The sequence below is a fragment of the Synechococcus sp. H55.11 genome (genome assembly GCF_047462475.1).
Taxonomy (GTDB): domain Bacteria; phylum Cyanobacteriota; class Cyanobacteriia; order Thermostichales; family Thermostichaceae; genus Thermostichus.
Genome location: NZ_JANSJI010000255.1, coordinates 1 through 16,597 on the forward strand (window position 1 = coordinate 1; position 16,597 = coordinate 16,597).

General features: G+C 60.4%; 11 protein-coding genes. 10 read left to right on the forward strand and 1 reads right to left on the reverse strand.

Annotated features, from left to right (window positions below):
• From NW853_RS10170 to NW853_RS10200, 7 genes are all read left to right on the forward strand, one after another.
• Window positions 1-715: response regulator (locus tag NW853_RS10170; protein ID WP_414348949.1), on the forward strand; the 715-nt coding region annotated here is incomplete at its 5' end.
• 208 nt (window positions 716-923) lie between these two features.
• A complete protein-coding gene (locus tag NW853_RS10175; protein WP_414334547.1) occupies window positions 924-1,310 on the forward strand; it encodes a response regulator in 387 nt (128 codons plus the stop codon).
• A complete protein-coding gene (locus NW853_RS10180; protein WP_414334529.1) occupies window positions 1,307-1,672 on the forward strand; it encodes a response regulator transcription factor in 366 nt (121 codons plus the stop codon). The genes NW853_RS10175 and NW853_RS10180 overlap by 4 nt, the downstream gene beginning before the upstream one ends.
• A 111-nt stretch (window positions 1,673-1,783) precedes the next feature.
• Entirely contained in the window at window positions 1,784-2,302 is a 519-nt protein-coding gene (locus tag NW853_RS10185) for a CheW domain-containing protein (protein WP_414348950.1), read from the forward strand.
• A 309-nt stretch (window positions 2,303-2,611) separates the two neighbouring features.
• The gene (locus tag NW853_RS10190; protein ID WP_414348951.1) at window positions 2,612-5,086 is read left to right on the forward strand and encodes a methyl-accepting chemotaxis protein; all 2,475 of its coding nucleotides are present in this window, start codon (window positions 2,612-2,614) and stop codon (window positions 5,084-5,086) included.
• A 174-nt stretch (window positions 5,087-5,260) separates the two neighbouring features.
• Complete coding sequence (locus NW853_RS10195) at window positions 5,261-10,567, forward strand: response regulator (protein WP_414348952.1); 5,307 nt, start codon at window positions 5,261-5,263, stop codon at window positions 10,565-10,567.
• A gap of 114 nt (window positions 10,568-10,681) precedes the next feature.
• Entirely contained in the window at window positions 10,682-11,830 is a 1,149-nt protein-coding gene (locus tag NW853_RS10200; protein ID WP_414348953.1) for a metallophosphoesterase family protein, read from the forward strand.
• Between the two features lie 76 nt (window positions 11,831-11,906).
• Here NW853_RS10200 and NW853_RS10205 read toward each other — a convergent pair whose 3' ends face one another.
• The gene (locus NW853_RS10205) at window positions 11,907-12,818 is read right to left on the reverse strand and encodes a cation diffusion facilitator family transporter (RefSeq protein WP_414348954.1); all 912 of its coding nucleotides are present in this window, start codon (window positions 12,816-12,818) and stop codon (window positions 11,907-11,909) included.
• A gap of 145 nt (window positions 12,819-12,963) precedes the next feature.
• Between NW853_RS10205 and NW853_RS10210 the strand changes: the two genes are divergently transcribed.
• From NW853_RS10210 to arsB, 3 genes are all read left to right on the forward strand, one after another.
• Window positions 12,964-14,400, forward strand: a complete 1,437-nt coding sequence (locus NW853_RS10210) for a UDP-glucose dehydrogenase family protein (protein ID WP_414348955.1) — start codon at window positions 12,964-12,966, stop codon at window positions 14,398-14,400.
• Window positions 14,397-15,344: a UDP-glucuronic acid decarboxylase family protein gene (locus tag NW853_RS10215; protein ID WP_414334542.1), complete on the forward strand. Its 948-nt coding sequence runs from the start codon at window positions 14,397-14,399 to the stop codon at window positions 15,342-15,344. The genes NW853_RS10210 and NW853_RS10215 overlap by 4 nt, the downstream gene beginning before the upstream one ends.
• Window positions 15,345-15,452: 108 nt before the next feature.
• On the forward strand, window positions 15,453-16,597 hold a 1,145-nt coding region (gene arsB, locus NW853_RS10220), incomplete at its 3' end, for an ACR3 family arsenite efflux transporter (RefSeq protein ID WP_414334544.1).

The following is a 16,597-nucleotide window of genomic DNA, read 5'->3' on the forward strand; positions in this document are numbered from 1 at the left end:
CGTCACTCCCCTGCTTACTGAGATGGTCACCCAGGTGCAGGAGTGGAAAAAGCTACATCCCTATATCCAGGCTCCCAACCAAGCCCCCACCATCGTCAACCCCCTCCCCCTCCAGCAAACCCTGCCCGCCCCCGTCTTCAAAGCCCTGAGCGAGTGGTCCGACGGCAAAACCAGCATTCGCCAGATGGGTCGCTACCTGGGCCGAGATACCCTGGCAGTGGCCAAGGCCATCTATCCCTATGTTCGCCAAGGGGCGATTCACCTCTCCGAGCCCGTCCTGATTGCCGAGCCCCAGCACAGCCGTCCCCTCAAAGCCGGCGACAAGCCCAGCCACATCCTTTGTATCGACGACTCCATGGCCATCCAAAAAACCGTGGAGTTCATCCTGCAAAACGAGGGCTACCAGGTCACCACCATCGGCAACCCCCTCAAAGCCCTAGGACAGGTGTTTCTCCTCAATCCCGACATGATCCTCTGCGATGTGGCCATGCCCAAGCTGGATGGGTACGAGCTGTGCGCCATGTTGCGCAAATCCAGCCAGTTCCGCGAAACCCCCATGATCATGCTCACCGGCAAGGACGGCTTCACCGACCGGATCAAGGCGCGCATGGCCGGGGCCAACGAGTTTCTCAGCAAGCCCTTCTCCGAGAAGGAGTTGTTGACCGTCGTCGAATCTTATGTGGGCCCACCTCCCAAGCGGGGCGGCGGCGAATAGGCACGGGGTAGCCAAGTCCCAATCAATCCAAATCGAGAACAAGGCTGAGCAGGCGGAATACTGGACAGAGGAGTAACCACGCCGAAACAATAGGGTTAGCCACGGCCACAAGGCCAGATGTGGCCAAAAGCGTCGAAAGACAAAATCTCGGTTGAGGTGGCCCCTAGGGTCAACCAGACCCGCGAAACACAACAGGAGCGAGATGACCATGAGCAAAGTGCTGGTGGTGGATGACAACCGTACCTATCTGGAGACCATTTCCAGTTTGCTCTCCGAGAGCGGGTTGGAAGTCTCCACAGCCATGGACGGTGTGGAGGCGATGGACATCATTCGTCAGCAGAAGCCTGACGTGGTGGTGCTGGACATCGTCATGCCCCGCATGAACGGCTACGAAGTGTGCCGGGAAGTGAAGGGAGATGAAAGCACCAAGCACATCCGCATCGTCGTGTGTTCCACCAAAGATCAAGCCTTTGATATCGAGTGGGCCAAGCGCAATCGAGCGGATGCCTATGTAACCAAGCCCTTCAAGCCTCAAGAGCTACTGGCTACCATCAAACAGCAGTTGCGGGAGATCAAGGAGACCGGCCAAAAATGAGTCGCGTTTTGGTGGTGGAAGACAGTCAATCGCAGCGAGAGATGATCGGCAAGTTGCTGCAGGAGAATGGCTTTGAGGTGATGACGGTGGGAGATGGGGTGGAAGCCGTAGAGGCGGTGAAGCAAAGCAAGCCCGATCTGATTGTGCTCGACATCGTGATGCCGCGGATGAATGGCTACGAGGTGTGCCGTCTCCTCAAGGCCGATCCGCTCACCCAAAAAACCCCGATCGTCATGTGTTCCTCCAAGGGCGAAGAATTCGACCGCTACTGGGGGATCCGCCAGGGAGCAGATGCCTACATTGCCAAGCCTTTCCAGCCGCAGGAACTGGTGGGTACGATTAAGCAATTACTGAGAGGCTAGGAACCGCCCATCCCGCTTCTATGCCTGCTGGCAGAGCCCAGAAGGGCTCTAGGCCCTGGGCAAGGGAGGGGCGGCCACCCCTCCACAAGACCATCGATACGGGGGAGCATCATGCTGGGGGATCTGGATCTGTTGATGGGGGATGAGACCCAAGAATTGCAGGAAATGGAGGCTCCCGAAGGTGAGCTATTCCTGAAATTCAAGGTCGCCACCGGAGAAGAATTTGCGCTGCCGGCAGTATCGGTTGTGGAGGTGATGAGCATCGGCCCCGAGAAAATTACCCCCATGCCGAATGTCGCGCCAGTTCTGCTGGGCACTCTAAACTTGCGGGGCGAAATCATTTGGGTTGCGGATCTGGGGCAATTTTTGGGGATCAGCCCGCCCCTCAACCTCGACCGCGCCGAGCTCCCTGTGGTGGCCGTGATGGATCAACAGGATTTGCTGATGGGCCTGGCCGTGGATTCAATTGTGGGCATGGAGTGGCTGAAGACGGAATCGGTGCGGCCTGTTCTCGTGGCTCCTGAGTCGATGGCTCCCTTCTTGCGAGGGGAATGGGTGGTGCCCGAGACGGGATCCCGCCTGCCATTGCTGGATCAGTCGGCCATCCTCAGATCCAATCGTTGGAGTTAACAGGCAGTCCTCTGTGAACTTGGCAAAAAGAGAGTGTATAGTTCCTATCAAAGAGCCAGGCTGGCTTCCTTCACAATGGGGAAAGCCAGTCTTGTCCAAAGTGCGCGCCAAGCCTGGTGAAGGTGGGGTTGCCTTGACAGCTATATCGGGAGATGGCGGCAAAAACGTGTTCTTGTACTCGCTATGGGCAGAGGGAGAAATAGCCTACATACATAGTATCTGAGATGAAGGTGTTGGTGTTGGGGGGCGTTCCGTTGGCATCTGCGTTGAAGCGTGAACAGAGCTAACCAAGCAGGGAAGGGAGGATCCATGGTTTCGAGCGCGAACACTCAGAGAGACTTCACCGAGGCAATGGTCGCCTTTTGGCAGGGAGACTACGTTCAGGCAGTACGGTTGTTGAACCAAGTGGCCGCTGCTCAGCCACAGGATACCGCCGTCAAGTTGCTGCTGGCTTCGGCCCAAAGGCAAGCCGGGCTGTTGCTGGAAGCTCGCCACACCTACAGCACCATCCTACAGACGGCCAGTGATCCCGACGAGCTGGAGTCGGCCCGCAAGGGGCTGGAGGAGCTGCTGCAAATGGCACCGGAGCTGGCGGACATGCCCGACTCCTCAGAAGCAGTGGACGAGCTTCGCTCGCAAGAGGGGTTGGCGGATGAGTCCCCCGCCGCCGATCCCTTCCTGCAGTTTGAGGAGAGCAGGGAAGAGGAAGTGGATCCCTTCTCAATGGCAGGCGACCCCTTTGCCGCCGCTGGGGATGTTTTGGCTGAGGAAGGCGGATTCGAGGATCCCTTTGAGACCGGGCTGCAGATGCCGGAGGCCGAGCCGTTGTTCCCATCTTACCAGCTGCCAACCCATCCGCGGGTGACGCCGCCGGCCATTTCGGGGCGGGTAAGTGCGCAAGAGAGCAGGCCTCACACCGATCCGGTGGTCGAGGATGACTTTGCCTTCCTGAACGAGTTCGACCGAGAGCACTTGCAAGCCCTGGAAGGCGACTCCGACTCCATTACGCAGTTGGCCGGCGATGCAGATTTTCCCGAAGAGATGGGCTTGTCCCTACCCGGCTTTGAGGAGGAGGGAGGGGGATCCCTGGATGAGGGCCTGCCGACGGAATTGGCCGCGCCCATGAGCGAGCCGATCCCTGCCCCCGATGAAGACACAGCCAGTCCCGGCTCTGCCCTTTTCGATCTTGACGAGCTGGACAGCCTGGATCGCGAACTGGCCGGCATGGAGGGCGGCGAGCCGGTCTTCTACCCAGATGAGGGGGCGACCGAGGGGATGGCCGGGATGGCGGCAGAGATGGCCGGCGGAGCAGCCCAAGTTTTGCAGCCTCAAGGCCTGCCCACTGCCTCGATTCCCCTTCCTGGTGCAGGCGAAGCAGGGACAAGAACATCTGCCGGGCTCGCCAACCGCCCGCTTGCCGATCGGCAATTGGCCACGGCGCTGATCCAAGGAGCGGTGAGTTTGGCTGCCGGGCTGGCGATTGGCCTGGGGATCCCGGCCAATGGGGGAGCTCGCTTGATGGCCGGCGTCATCGGAGGTGGGGTGGTCGGCACGGTAGCCGGGGTTGTACTTGGGGCCAGTAGTGCCAAACACCTTCGCTCCGCCGCCCAAGAGCTGGCTGGCCACTTTGCCGCCTTGGCCCAGGGGAATTACTCAGTACGAGCCACAGTCAATGCCCCTGATGAGCTGGGGCGCTTGGCCGACAGCTTCAACCAGATGGCGGCTGCCATTGAGGCCACCTTCACAGAACTGAACCAGCGGGCTGCCGAGCAGGGGCAAGCTAAGGAAGACCTCCAGCGCCAGGTGATTCGCCTGTTGGACGACGTGGAAGGGGCTGCCCGTGGGGATCTAACCGTGCGGGCAGAGGTGACTGCCGATGTGCTGGGGGCGGTGGCCGACTCCTTCAACCTGACCATTCGCAGTCTGCGAGACATTGTCAGCCAGGTGAAGCGGGCCGCCGCCGCCGTGAACGATGCCGCCTTGCAGAATGAGGACTTTGCCCGCAGCCTCTCCGCCGATGCCTTGCGCCAGGCGGAGGAGATTTCCAACTCCCTCAACTCCATTCAGGAGATGACGGAGTCCATTCAAGAGGTGGCCAGCAACGCCCGCGAGGCGGCCAACGTGACCGCCCAAGCCACAGAAGCAGCCTCTCGCGGTGGAGAAGCGGTGGATCGGACGGTCAGCGGCATCCTGGAGATCCGGGAAACGGTGGCGGAAACCACCCGCAAGGTGAAGCGCTTGGCGGAGTCCTCGCAGGAAATCTCCAAGATCGTGGCCTTGATTTCACAAATTGCCTCGCGCACCAACCTGCTCGCCTTGAACGCCAGTATTGAGGCCGCCCGAGCCGGGGAATCGGGACGGGGCTTTGCCATCGTGGCCGATGAGGTGCGACAACTGGCCGACCGAGCCGCCAAGGCCTCGAAGGAAATCGAGCAGATTGTGTTGCAGATCCAATCGGAAACCGGCAACGTGATGACGGCCATGGAAGAGGGCACCCAACTGGTGATCGAGGGGACACGGCGGGCCGAGCAGGCCAAGAACAGCCTGGACGAAATCATCGAGGTCAGTCGCCGCATCGACGAATTGGTGCGGGCGATTTCTCAGGCCACTGTGCAACAGACGGAAACCTCTCGCTCGGTGGCGCAGTTGATGCAATCGGTGGAGTTGACCGCCAACGAGACTTCCAAGGAGGCGCAGAAGGTGGCGACTTCGCTGCAACAGTTGGTGAGCATTGCCCGTGAGCTGCAGGCTTCCGTCGGTCGCTTCCGGGTGGGGGATGAATGAGCAAATCTGCTTTTTTGAGGGCATTCTAGGGACTAAGGATCCCAGGGACGAGAAGTCCCCGCTCTTCCACGGCACTGGGATCCCCCTTTGCAACATTGGCCAAACGCTTTGCTCAGCCTGGTCGGTCTGTTATCACTGATGCATACTTGTGGGCTGTAGGAAGGGCCTCCTGCCATGAACGAAGAAGCACAGAAGCGGATCCTCAGTTATTTCATTGAAGAAGCCCGCGACCACTTGGCAACGATCGAGCAAGGGCTCCTCAGCCTGCGCGACAGCATGAGCGATCCTGAGCTGATCAACGAGCTGTTCCGGGCTGCTCACTCCATCAAGGGGGGAGCCGCCATGCTGGGCCTCACCAGCATCCAACGGACGGCCCACCGCATGGAGGATTTTTTCAACATCTTTCGCTCTCGTCCCGGCGGAGTGCCTGTCGATCAGCACCTGGAAACTTTGCTCTTGCAGGCCTTTGATGGGCTTGCGATGTTGTTGGAGGAGCTACAGAGCCCCCGCGGCCTCACCGAAGAAGTTGGCAACACCACGCTGGCGGAATTGGAGCCGGTTTTTCAAGAGACCGAAAGGCACATTCAAAATCTTCTGGGCGAGGGCCCTGTCTCAGCTCCCGTCTCGCCACCGGCAGCCCGTACCCTGCAGCAGGACATGGCAGAGGTGGTGCCGCAGCAGTTGCGCCAGATGCTGGAGCTGTTCAAGCGAGGGGAGCAGCCAGGCGTTCGCGATCAGCTAGTGGCGGCCAACGCCGTCCTCAAAGAGATCGGACAAGTTCATCATCTGGCGGGCTGGCAGCAGTTGACAGAAACTTTCGGGCAAGCCCTGGGCAACCCCGACGCCGATCTGCGAACGTTGGCTTTGGTCGCCCTGCGGGATTTGAAGCAGGGACAGCAGCTCATTTTGGCCGGCCAGCCGGAACAAGTTGCCCCTTCTCCAGAACTGCAACAACTGGCTCGCCCTGCCGCCCCCCCTGCCCCACCGGATCCTTGGGAGGTGCTGGTGCATCAGCAGATCCCAGCTCTGTTGCGCCAGATGCTGGAGTTGTTCAAACGTCCCGACGACCCAGCTACCCGACCGGCCCTGCAAGCTTTGGCGCAATCTTTGCAGGATTTGGGACAGTCCTCAGCTCTGGATCTGGGAGGCTGGACAGACTTAGCCCGCTTGATCGTCGAGATTTTGGCGGATCCCGGCCAGAACTTGCGACAACTGGCCCTGCCGGTGCTGCGAGATCTGAAGCAAGCTCACCAAGCTCTGGCCAGCGGAGCGGCAAACACCATCCAGCCCTCGGCAGAGTTGCTGGCCTTCCGCCCTGTGCCGGCAGCCCCCGAAGAGCCAGAGGTCTCGAAGCTCTTCGAGCTTGGCCTTGCTGGGGAGTCTGAGGCAGAGCCGCTGTTTACCCAACCTGAAGATGCCCCAGAGGATTGGGCTGCGGCTGCTTGGATCCCTGCCGAAGCAAGTGCTGCCCCCCATCGGAGCTGGGAAGCTGAGCCCATGCCAGAAGCCGAGACATCCTTGCAGGAGCAGGAGAGCGCAGAAGCGAGCTGGGATCAAGTGGTGGAACAGCCGGCATCCCTCTGGGAAATGGACACGGCTTTGGATTCAGAGAACCTGCTCGCTCCTGCACAAGAGGAGAGCCTAGATCTGAGTTGGCCGGAGGCCGCAGCGGCCTGGGAGGAAGACCGGGAAGCAGCCGCCGTGCCGGCAGAAAACCCAGAAGAGGATGGGCTGGGATCCAACTTGGCCTCTGTTGCGGAAGACTTCCATGCCACCCCCTTGGATCTGGAGGAAGAAGCCGCTTCGGCCTTTGACGAGCTGTTTGCCAACGCAGAAGCGCTATCCGATATCGAGGAGTTCCCGCCGGAGCTGATCCCCCCTTCTCCTGAGCCTTTCTTGCAGACCTTTGCGGAACCGAGCCCAAGCTTGGAGGAGGAGGGAGTCGAGGCCGATCTGGCGGATCTGTTTGCCGAAGTGGTGGGTGAAGCGGCAGCAGAGCCTGCCGAGCTGACAGGGGCTGAGGAAGCGAGCCAGGCCGTCTGGACGGTTGCACAACAGGAAGTGCCGGCCCAAGCTGCTGCAGAAATCGCAGAGGAGGTGTTTGACTTTGCCCCAGAGGAAGCCGCAAGTGCCGGAGTGGAGGCGTTGTTTGAGCTCGAGGAACTCTCCGTAGAGAATGTTCCCCTGCAGGAAATGCCCGAGCTCCCTGACGTTGGGGCCATTTCCGATGGGGATTCGGTGGCGGATCTTTGGGCGGCTGAGCCGTCCCCACCCCTTCAGCAGGTCATCGGGGATGGGGATCTCTGGGCTGAATTCCCCGCCGATATTCGGCTGGAGGATTTTTCCACCCCGGCAGACTGGGATTCTGGGGAGATGGGATCCCCAGAGTTGGCCGACTCTGCTGCGGATGAGGCTGCCGAAGATAGCTGGGAGAGCCTTTTCTCCACCCCTGCAGCCGATCAAGCCTGGTCGATGCCGGAAGAAAGCGAACCTTCTGGATTTTTTGATGTTGCTTTTGAGCCCTCTTTTGATGTTGCGGATTCTGGCCCGGCTGCGGTTGAGCGACTGGAAGACCTCTTTGCCGAGGAATCCTTGCCGACGTTGGAGGAATTTGCTGCTGCTGGCGAGCCAATGGCAGCGGCAACCCCAGACTTCGAGGCCGAGCTGGGCCTAGGCGATCTCTTCGCCGGCGAGACTCCGGCAGCAGCATCAGACGCCCAGGAGGGGGCTTGGTTGGAGGAGGTGTTCCCGGCCCAGGAAGAAGAGCTCTCTGGGGAAACACAGCCTACCGATTTGGCGGGCACTGCCCCCTCGCCAGAGTTTTCCTTCGACCGCCTCAATGCTCTATTTGCCGAGGAGACCGAAACCGAAGCCCTGAGCTTAGAAGCCAGCGGATCCCTCTCGGCCATGGATGGCGAGGTGGATTTGGATGAGCTGAGCCGGTTCTTTGCAGAAAGGGAGGCCGCCCAGGAAGGGATCCCCTCAGATCTTGCCACCTTCCTGGGCGAGGCAGAGGCTTTGCAAGGGAGCAATCTGGAGGGAGTGACTCTGCCTGAGCCAGAACCACTTGTAGCTGCTGCAGAGCAAGGCGGAGCTTCCCAGCCGGCAGAAGAGGATCTGGCAAGCCAACTGGAAAGCCTGTTCACAGAGGATGAGCTCTTGGCTGCCCCGAGCGCGACTGTTCTTGGCAGCGAGACCCAGCTCTCGGAGGAAGAAGCGCCGGAAGTCTCTCCTACCCCAAGTTTGGACGATTTGGCCGCCCTTTTCGATGCCGCCGAACCAGCGGTGCCTCCTGAGCTGGAAGAGTTCATCGCTCCCATTGTGGGATCCCCTGCAGCCGTGAGCGGCGAGGTTGCCGACGATTTCGCAGCCCAACTGGAATCCCTCCTAGTCAATCTCGAGGTCGCCCCCCAGGCCTCTGCAGCAGCGCCGGCACCTTCTCCGTCCGCTGTCGCTGCCGCCCCAGCAACAGCCGCCCCCACGGCACCGGCTACACGGCGATCTGCCCTCAGCAACCCTGTGATGCGGGTGGAGGTGCGCCACCTCGACTCCATCAACAACTTGGTGGGAGAGTTGGTGGTCATTCGCAACAGCATGGAGCAAAACCAAACTCGCCTGCGCCAGTTTCTGGATGGCCTACTGGGCCGTGTGCAACAACTAGGGGATCTGGGCCAGCGCATGCGGGATCAGTACGACCGCTCCCTGTTGGAGTCGGCTTTGTTCTCCAGCCGCAGCGGCTCAGCCTATGGCGGCACGGTAACGGTGGGCTTCGGTCGCAATGGCGAGGGAGCCGGACACAGCAGGCGAGGGCATTCTTCCGGCCAAGAGTTCGACAAGCTGGAGATGGATCAGTTTACGACCTTCCACACTCTGGCCCAGGAGATCATTGAGCTCATCGTGCGGGTACGCGAGTCTTCCTCGGACATCGAGTTTGCCGTCGATGAGGCAGAGCAGATCACCCGCCAATTCCGGCAGGTCACCACCCAACTGCAGGAAGGCCTGAACCGGGCGCGCATGGTGCCCTTCGCGCAAATTGCCGACCGCCTGCCCCGCGCCGTCCGCGATCTCTCCATCAAAACGGGCAAGCAAGTCAGCCTGGTGGTGGAAGGCCGCGACACCCTCATCGACAAGGCCATCCTGGAAGAGCTTTCCGACCCGATGACCCACCTGGTAAACAACGCCTTGGTACACGGGATCGAGCCCCCTGAGGAGCGGCGCCGCTTGGGCAAGCCCCCTGAGGGCAAGATCACCGTCAAAGCCTTCTACCAGGGCAACCAGACGATCATCGTTGTCGCCGACGACGGCGCCGGCATCCCGGTGGAGAAAATCAAGGCCAAGGCGCAAAGGCTGGGGCTGCTGTCGGAGCAAGCCGACGAGGACGAAGTGTTCAACGTCCTCTTCCACCCCGGCTTCAGCAGCCGCGAGGCCAGCGAGGTGGACGACCTGGCCGGGCGGGGGGTTGGCTTGGATGTGGTGCGCCGCAACATCACCGATCTGCGCGGCAGCATCCAAGTGGATTCCGTGCGCGGCAAGGGCACCACCTTCACCATCCGCCTGCCGCTCACCTTGAGCATTTCCAAGGCGATGGTGTGTGTCAGCGACAAGGCTCTGATCGCCTTTCCTCTCGACGGTGTGGAGGAAATGCTGGATGTTCCTGTCGACGAGGTGAAGCCGGACGAGCAGGGGCGGCCCTCCATTCCCTGGCGGGATCAACGCCTTCCCTTCCAACCCCTCTCGAATCTGTTGTCCTACAGCCGCAGCCACAGCCGCAGCCGCTCCGAGGTCTACAGCGTTGCCCAGGATGAGGGCATCATCCCCATCGTCATCCTCCAAAGTGCCGGCCAGTATGTTGCCCTGCAGGTGGACAGCTTTGTGGAAGAGCAGGAAATCGTGATCAAGCAATTGCGCGGGCCTGTGCCCAAACCACCTGGCATTTCTGGGGCAACGGTGCTGGGCAATGGTCGCGTGCTGCCCATTGCTGATGTCCTTGAACTGGTGGATATGGCCCAAGGCCGCCGTCGCGATCTCAGCCGCCTCTGGGCAGAGCGTCGCGCTGCGGAGCCACGTGTCGAGGAAACCCATCAAACCACGGTGCTCATTGTGGATGACTCGATTGCGGTGCGGGAGCTGCTCTCCATGTCCTTCCAAAAGGTGGGCTACCGGGTGGAGCAAGCCCGCGATGGACAGGACGCCTGGGAAAAGCTTCGCGGTGGCTTGCGCTGCGATCTCATCTTCTGCGACATCGAGATGCCGCGCATGGACGGCCTGGAGTTGCTCTCCCGCATACGGGCAGACAGCAACCTCAAGCATATTCCGGTAGCTATGCTTACCTCAAGGGGGGCAGAACGGCACCGGCAGACAGCCCGGGAGCTGGGAGCCACTGCCTACTTCACCAAGCCCTACTTGGAGGAAGAGTTGTTCAGCGCTGCCGCCCGCATGTTGCAAGGGGAGCAGTTGTTGACGCCTAGCCCCGCTCCCTGAGCCTTAGCGGGTGCCGTTCGCGCTAGTGGGTTGTAGGCCCTACGACCAGCAAAGGTATGGGGATCCTGGTATAGGCCGATATGCCTCACCCATGCTGAGTAGAGGGATCCCGTGATGGATGCCAGAATAACAGAAGTGCTTGATCCCCCGGTGTGTTGTCAAGGGGAGGAATCCGTGCAGATTCGCTTTGCTGTGGTGAGCGATCCCCACGTCACCCTTCCCTCCACCCTTTGGGATCACCCCAACCGGTTTCATTTGGTGGAGGTGAGCATCCCGGCTCTGGAACAAGTTTTGCAGCATCTGGTGCAGTTGCCTTTGGATTTTCTCCTTTTGCCGGGGGATCTGACCCAGCATGGGGAACCGGAAAACCACGCCTGGTTGGCGGAGCGCCTGGCCCGTTTACCTTTCCCAGCTTTTGTGGTGCCCGGCAATCACGATGTGCCCCAGCTTGAGGCATTGCCAGAGTTTCCCCGCTACTACCAAGCTTTTGGCTATGAGGACGGGCGGTCTTTGGATTACAGCCGCCTGTTGCAGCCAGGGATCCGTTTGATCGGCCTCAATTCCAACCACTTTGATGCTCAGGGCCAGTTGGTGGGGTGTCTAACTTCGGAACAACTGACCTGGCTGGAAAAGGAATTGGCAGCAGCCGAAGAGGAGCTGGTGCTGCTGATGGTGCACCACAACGTGGTCGAGCATCTGCGTGGGCAGTCCCTCCACCCCTGGGGCCGTCGCTACATGCTGGAGAATGCCTCTCAATTGCGGCGGCTGCTGCAAGCTTACGGGGTGCAACTGGTGTTCACCGGACATTTGCACATTCAGCACATCGCCCGGCGAGGGGGGGTTTACGACATTACCACCGGCTCTTTGGTCAGTTTTCCCCATCCCTACCGCCTTGTCGAGATCCGACTGGATCGCGAGACCGGGATCCACGTCCATATCCAAAGCTACCGGGTGGGATCCCTGCCCGGTTGGCCCGATTTGCAGGCGTTCTCGCGGGAGTGGATGGGTCAGCGCAGCGAACCGGTGGTGGTTAAGTTTTTAACCTCTGCGCCGCTGCATTTGCCCCTGGAGCAGGCCCAAGCCTTGGCCCCACAATTGCGCCACTTTTGGGCAGGGGTAGCTGCCGGGGATCCAGACCTCGCTTTTCCAGACTTCCCACAGCCGGCAGGTCGATTCCTGGAGCGATTTAGCCGTTGTTTTCGCTGCCCACCCGATAATCAGGCGCAGCTCCATTTGCTGCCTCGGGGTTTTTCTATTTCTTAGGAACCAGGGCAAAGAATGGCCTTTGCAGGATTTGGCAGTTGGCGAAGCGGTACCGTTTGTTCTTTCGGAAACATTCCTAGGGTTGGGATCCCTCAATGTGGGAGTAGGGCTCTAGGTGGATGGTGACCCGCACCGGCCCGTAGCGCTCCTGCAGCAGTTGCTCCACCGCTTCGGTGATGCGATGGGCCGACTCCACGTCCAGCGGCTCCACCACCATGTGCATTTCGATAAAGATCATCTGCCCTGGGATGCCGCGGGAGGTGATGTCGTGGCAGTCCAGAACTCCAGGCAGGCTGAGAACCAGCTCCCGCAAGGTCTTAGGCGGAATAGCCACCCGGTCGGTGAGGAAAGGGATATTCTCTTGTAACACTTCCCAGCCGCTCCAGAACACCAGCAGCCCCACCGGCACCGCCAGCACCTGATCCAGCCAGGGGATCCCCCAGTAGTGGATCCCGGCCAGTCCCAGCAGCACCGTCAGGGTTACCCAAACATCGCTGAGGGTATGGCGGGCATCGGCCAAGAGCAGCGAGCTGGACAAAGCCTTGCCCCAGGAACGTTCATAGAAGGCCACGAAGAGGTTGATCCCCAGCACACCCACCATTAGGGTTAGGGTCAGTCCATCGACCTGCAGCGGCGGCTGGGGCTCGAAAAACCGTCCCACCGCTGTGCTGAGGATCTCAAAGCTGGCCATCCCCAGAAAAGCGGCGATCCCCATGGCACCGATGGCCTCAAACTTGCTGTGGCCGTAGGGGTGCTCCTCATCCGGCTCTGGCGAGGAAAAGCGGGCCGCCAGCAGGGCAAGAATGTTGCTGGCGCTATCGGCGGAGCTGTGCAGGGCATCGGCCACCAAGCTCAGGGATCCCGTCGTCAATCCCAGGATCAACTTGACCGAAAACACCAGGACATTCAGCCCCAAGGTGACGTACAGCACCCTTTGCACCTGGCGCTGACGACGAGCGGCTATGGCAGCAGAATCGGGGAAACTCACCGCCCAAAGGCTCAGAGGAAGGCCGGTTCTGCTTTATTTTGCCACCGGCTTGGGTTCAAGGCTATCTTTCCTCCCCTTGAGGATAGGGGATCCCGGTCGGCGGGGTATTTTAGAACCAAGCATCGACGCGAGGGGGAAGCGGGCTATGGACGTGGCGGTTGTGGGAGCTGGCTATGTGGGGTTGGTAACCGGCGCCTGTCTGGCTCACCTGGGCCACAGCGTTATCTGTGTAGACAACAACCCCGTCAAAATTGAAGGGCTGCAACGGGGTCGCCTGCCCATCTACGAGCCTGGGCTGGAAGAGCTGGTGCGGGGAGGCGCCGAGGCTGGCCGGCTGCACTTTACCACCGATCTGAGCTTGGCGGTGCAGGTCAGCGAAGTCATCTTCATTGCTGTAGGCACGCCGGCTTTGCCCAGCGGCGAGCCGGATCTGCGCTACGTGGAGGCCGTGGCGCGGGAGATCGGCCAGCACCTGGACGACCGCTACCGGGTTATTGTCAACAAGTCTACCGTCCCCATTGGTTCCGGCGACTGGGTGCGCATGCTTATCTTGGATGGGGCTGCTGGGGCGGCCAAGCAGCGCCTGGGCAGCCGGGAAGAGAGCGAACTGCTCTCTGGGGGAGATCGGGAGGCAACTCCTTTCTCCAGAGGATCCCTGGCTTTGCAAATCTCTCCTCGGACACCTCAGTTTGACGTGGTCAGCAACCCTGAGTTTTTGCGAGAGGGCAGCGCCATCCAGGATACCTTCTACCCGGATCGCATCGTGATTGGCTCCAACAGCCCCCGCGCCATCGAGATCCTGCGGCGGCTTTACGAGCCCATCCTCAGCCGCCAGCAGGGCTTGGGTGGGGATCCCGTGCCTTTACTGGTTACCGACTTGGCCTCCGCCGAGATGATCAAATATGCCGCCAACGCCTTCTTGGCCACCAAGATCAGCTTCATCAACGAGATCGCCAACATCTGTGAGCGCACCGGTGCCGACATCACCCAAGTGGCCGAAGGGATCGGCCTCGATAAGCGCATTGGCCGCGCCTTCCTCAACGCCGGCCTCGGCTGGGGGGGAAGCTGTTTTCCCAAGGATCTGGCCGCCTTGATCCAGACGGCAGCCGACTACGGCTACGAGGCCAAGCTATTGCGGGCTACTGTCGAGGTCAACTGCGAGCAGCGGCAGCGCCTGGTGGAAAAGCTGCAGCAGGCCCTCAAGGTGCTCAAGGGCAAGACCATTGGCCTTTTGGGCCTCACCTTTAAGCCCCACACCGATGACCTGCGGGATGCCCCCTCTCTGACGTTGATCGAGCAGCTCCACCGGCTGGGGGCCAAGGTGAAAGCGTATGATCCCATTGTGTCGGCTTCGGGGATGCGGGAGGGCCTGGCCCACGTGATAGTGGAAACGGATGTGTTTCGCCTGGCCCAGGACTGCGACGCCCTGGTGCTGGTGACCGAGTGGCCGGAGTTTTTGTCGCTGGATTACCGGCACCTTGCCGAGCTGATGCGGCGGCCTTTGCTGATCGATGGCCGCAATTGCCTTGACCGGCAGGCCGTTCAACAGGCGGGTATCACCTTGATTGGAGTGGGCTGGTGAAGATCCTGGTCACGGGTGGTTTGGGATTTATCGGCTCCCATCTGGTCGGCCGCCTTCTGCAAGAAGGCCACGCAGTTATCTGCCTCGATAACGGCTACACGGGGCGGGAGGAGAACGTACAGGCCCACCGCGACAACCCCGCCTTTACTTTGCTGTGGCACGATGTGGCCGAGCCGCTGCCGCCGGAGCTGGAAAAAGCCGGTATCCAGCAAATCTACCACCTGGCCTGTCCCGCCTCGCCGCCCCACTACCAGGCGGATCCCATCCACACCATCCGCACCGGTGTCTGGGGCACCTACCACCTGCTGGAGCTGGCCCAGAAAACAGGATCCAGGTTCCTGCTGGCCTCGACTTCAGAAGTGTACGGGGATCCCCAGGTGCACCCCCAGCCGGAGGACTATTGGGGCTATGTCAACCCCATCGGCCCGCGGGCCTGCTACGACGAGTCGAAGCGCCTGGCCGAAACCCTGACTTTTGACTGGCAGCGGCAACACCAGACGGAGATCCGCGTCGCCCGCATCTTCAACACCTATGGGCCGGCCATGCGGGAGGATGATGGCCGCGTGGTCAGCAACTTCATCGTCCAGGCGCTGCGCAGGGATCCCCTCACCGTCTATGGGGATGGATCCCAGACCCGCAGCTTCTGCTACATCGCCGACCTCATCGAAGGCCTGGTGCGCCTGATGAACGGCCCCTATCCCGGCCCCTTTAACCTGGGCAACCCGCAGGAGTTCACCATCCTGGAGCTGGCGCAGCAGGTCTTGGCCCTCACCGGCAGTCCTTCCCCCATCGTCCACCGGCCCCTGCCGACCGACGATCCCAAGCAGCGCCGGCCCGATATCCGCAAAGCCCGCACCCTGTTGGGCTGGGATCCCCAGATCCCCCTGCAGGTTGGCCTGGAGCTAACCATCCCCTACTTTCGTCGGCGGCTAGGGCTGGAGTAAGTTGAGGTCAAACTGAACAAGTTTTTTTGATGTATCCTGAGAGAGCCCATTAGGAACGCGGCTACTCGACAACCTGCGTTTTCTCGCCTGCAGTTTTCGGCTTTTCCCATGGCTCTCACCGAATCTGACCCCAAAGCTCTCCCCGGCGGCGGATCCCTGAGTTTTTTTGAGCGCTATCTCACCCTTTGGGTGGCTCTGTGTATTGTTGCCGGGATCCTGTTGGGTCGATGGTTTCCGGGCCTGGCAGAGGCGCTGGATGCCCTGAGCCTCTATCAGGTCTCCATTCCCATTGCCGTCTGCCTGTTTTTCATGATGTATCCCATCATGGTGAAAATTGATTTTGGCCAGGCAGCCCATGCCTTGCAATCGCCCAAACCGGTGCTGTTGACCCTGGGGGTGAACTGGCTGGTGAAGCCTTTTACCATGGTGGTGATTGCCCAGTTTTTCTTGGGGTGGCTGTTTGCCCCTTGGATAACCGGCACGGAAATGATCCGCGGTACAGAAGTGAGCCTCAGCAACTCCTACATTGCCGGGGCCATTTTGCTGGGCATTGCCCCCTGCACTGCGATGGTGCTGATGTGGGGCTATCTCAGCTATGGCAACCAAGGCCACACCCTGGTGATGGTGGCGGTGAACTCTTTAACCATGCTTTTCCTCTACGCGCCGCTGGGCCGCTGGCTGCTGGCCATGAGCGATTTAACGGTGCCCTGGCAAACCATTTTGCTATCCGTGGCCATCTACGTGGGCCTACCGCTAGTTGCAGGAGCAGCCTCTCGCTATTGGATTCTTAAAACCAAGGGCCGGGAATGGTTTGAGAAAGCTTTTTTGCGCTACCTCAACCCCATTGCCATCACCGCCTTGCTGGTGACGCTGGTGCTGCTTTTTGCTTTTAAAGGGGATCTCATTGTGGAAAATCCCTTCCACATTTTGTTGATTGCAGTGCCGCTTTTTGTGCAGACCAACCTTATTTTTGGCCTCACCTATGTGGCAGCCCAGAAACTGGGCTTGTGCTATGAGGATGCCGCTCCGGCGGCTTTAATCGGCGCCAGCAATCACTTCGAGGTGGCCATTGCAACGGCGGTGGTGTTGTTTGGCTTGAACTCCGGGGCCGCCCTGGCCACCGTCGTAGGGGTGCTGATCGAGGTGCCGGTGATGCTGATGCTGGTGGAAGTATGTAAACGCACCGCCTTTTATTTTCCCCGCCAGCCGGAGAAGGCCAGCTTGCCGGATCCCCGCTGTCTTAAAATCAGCCC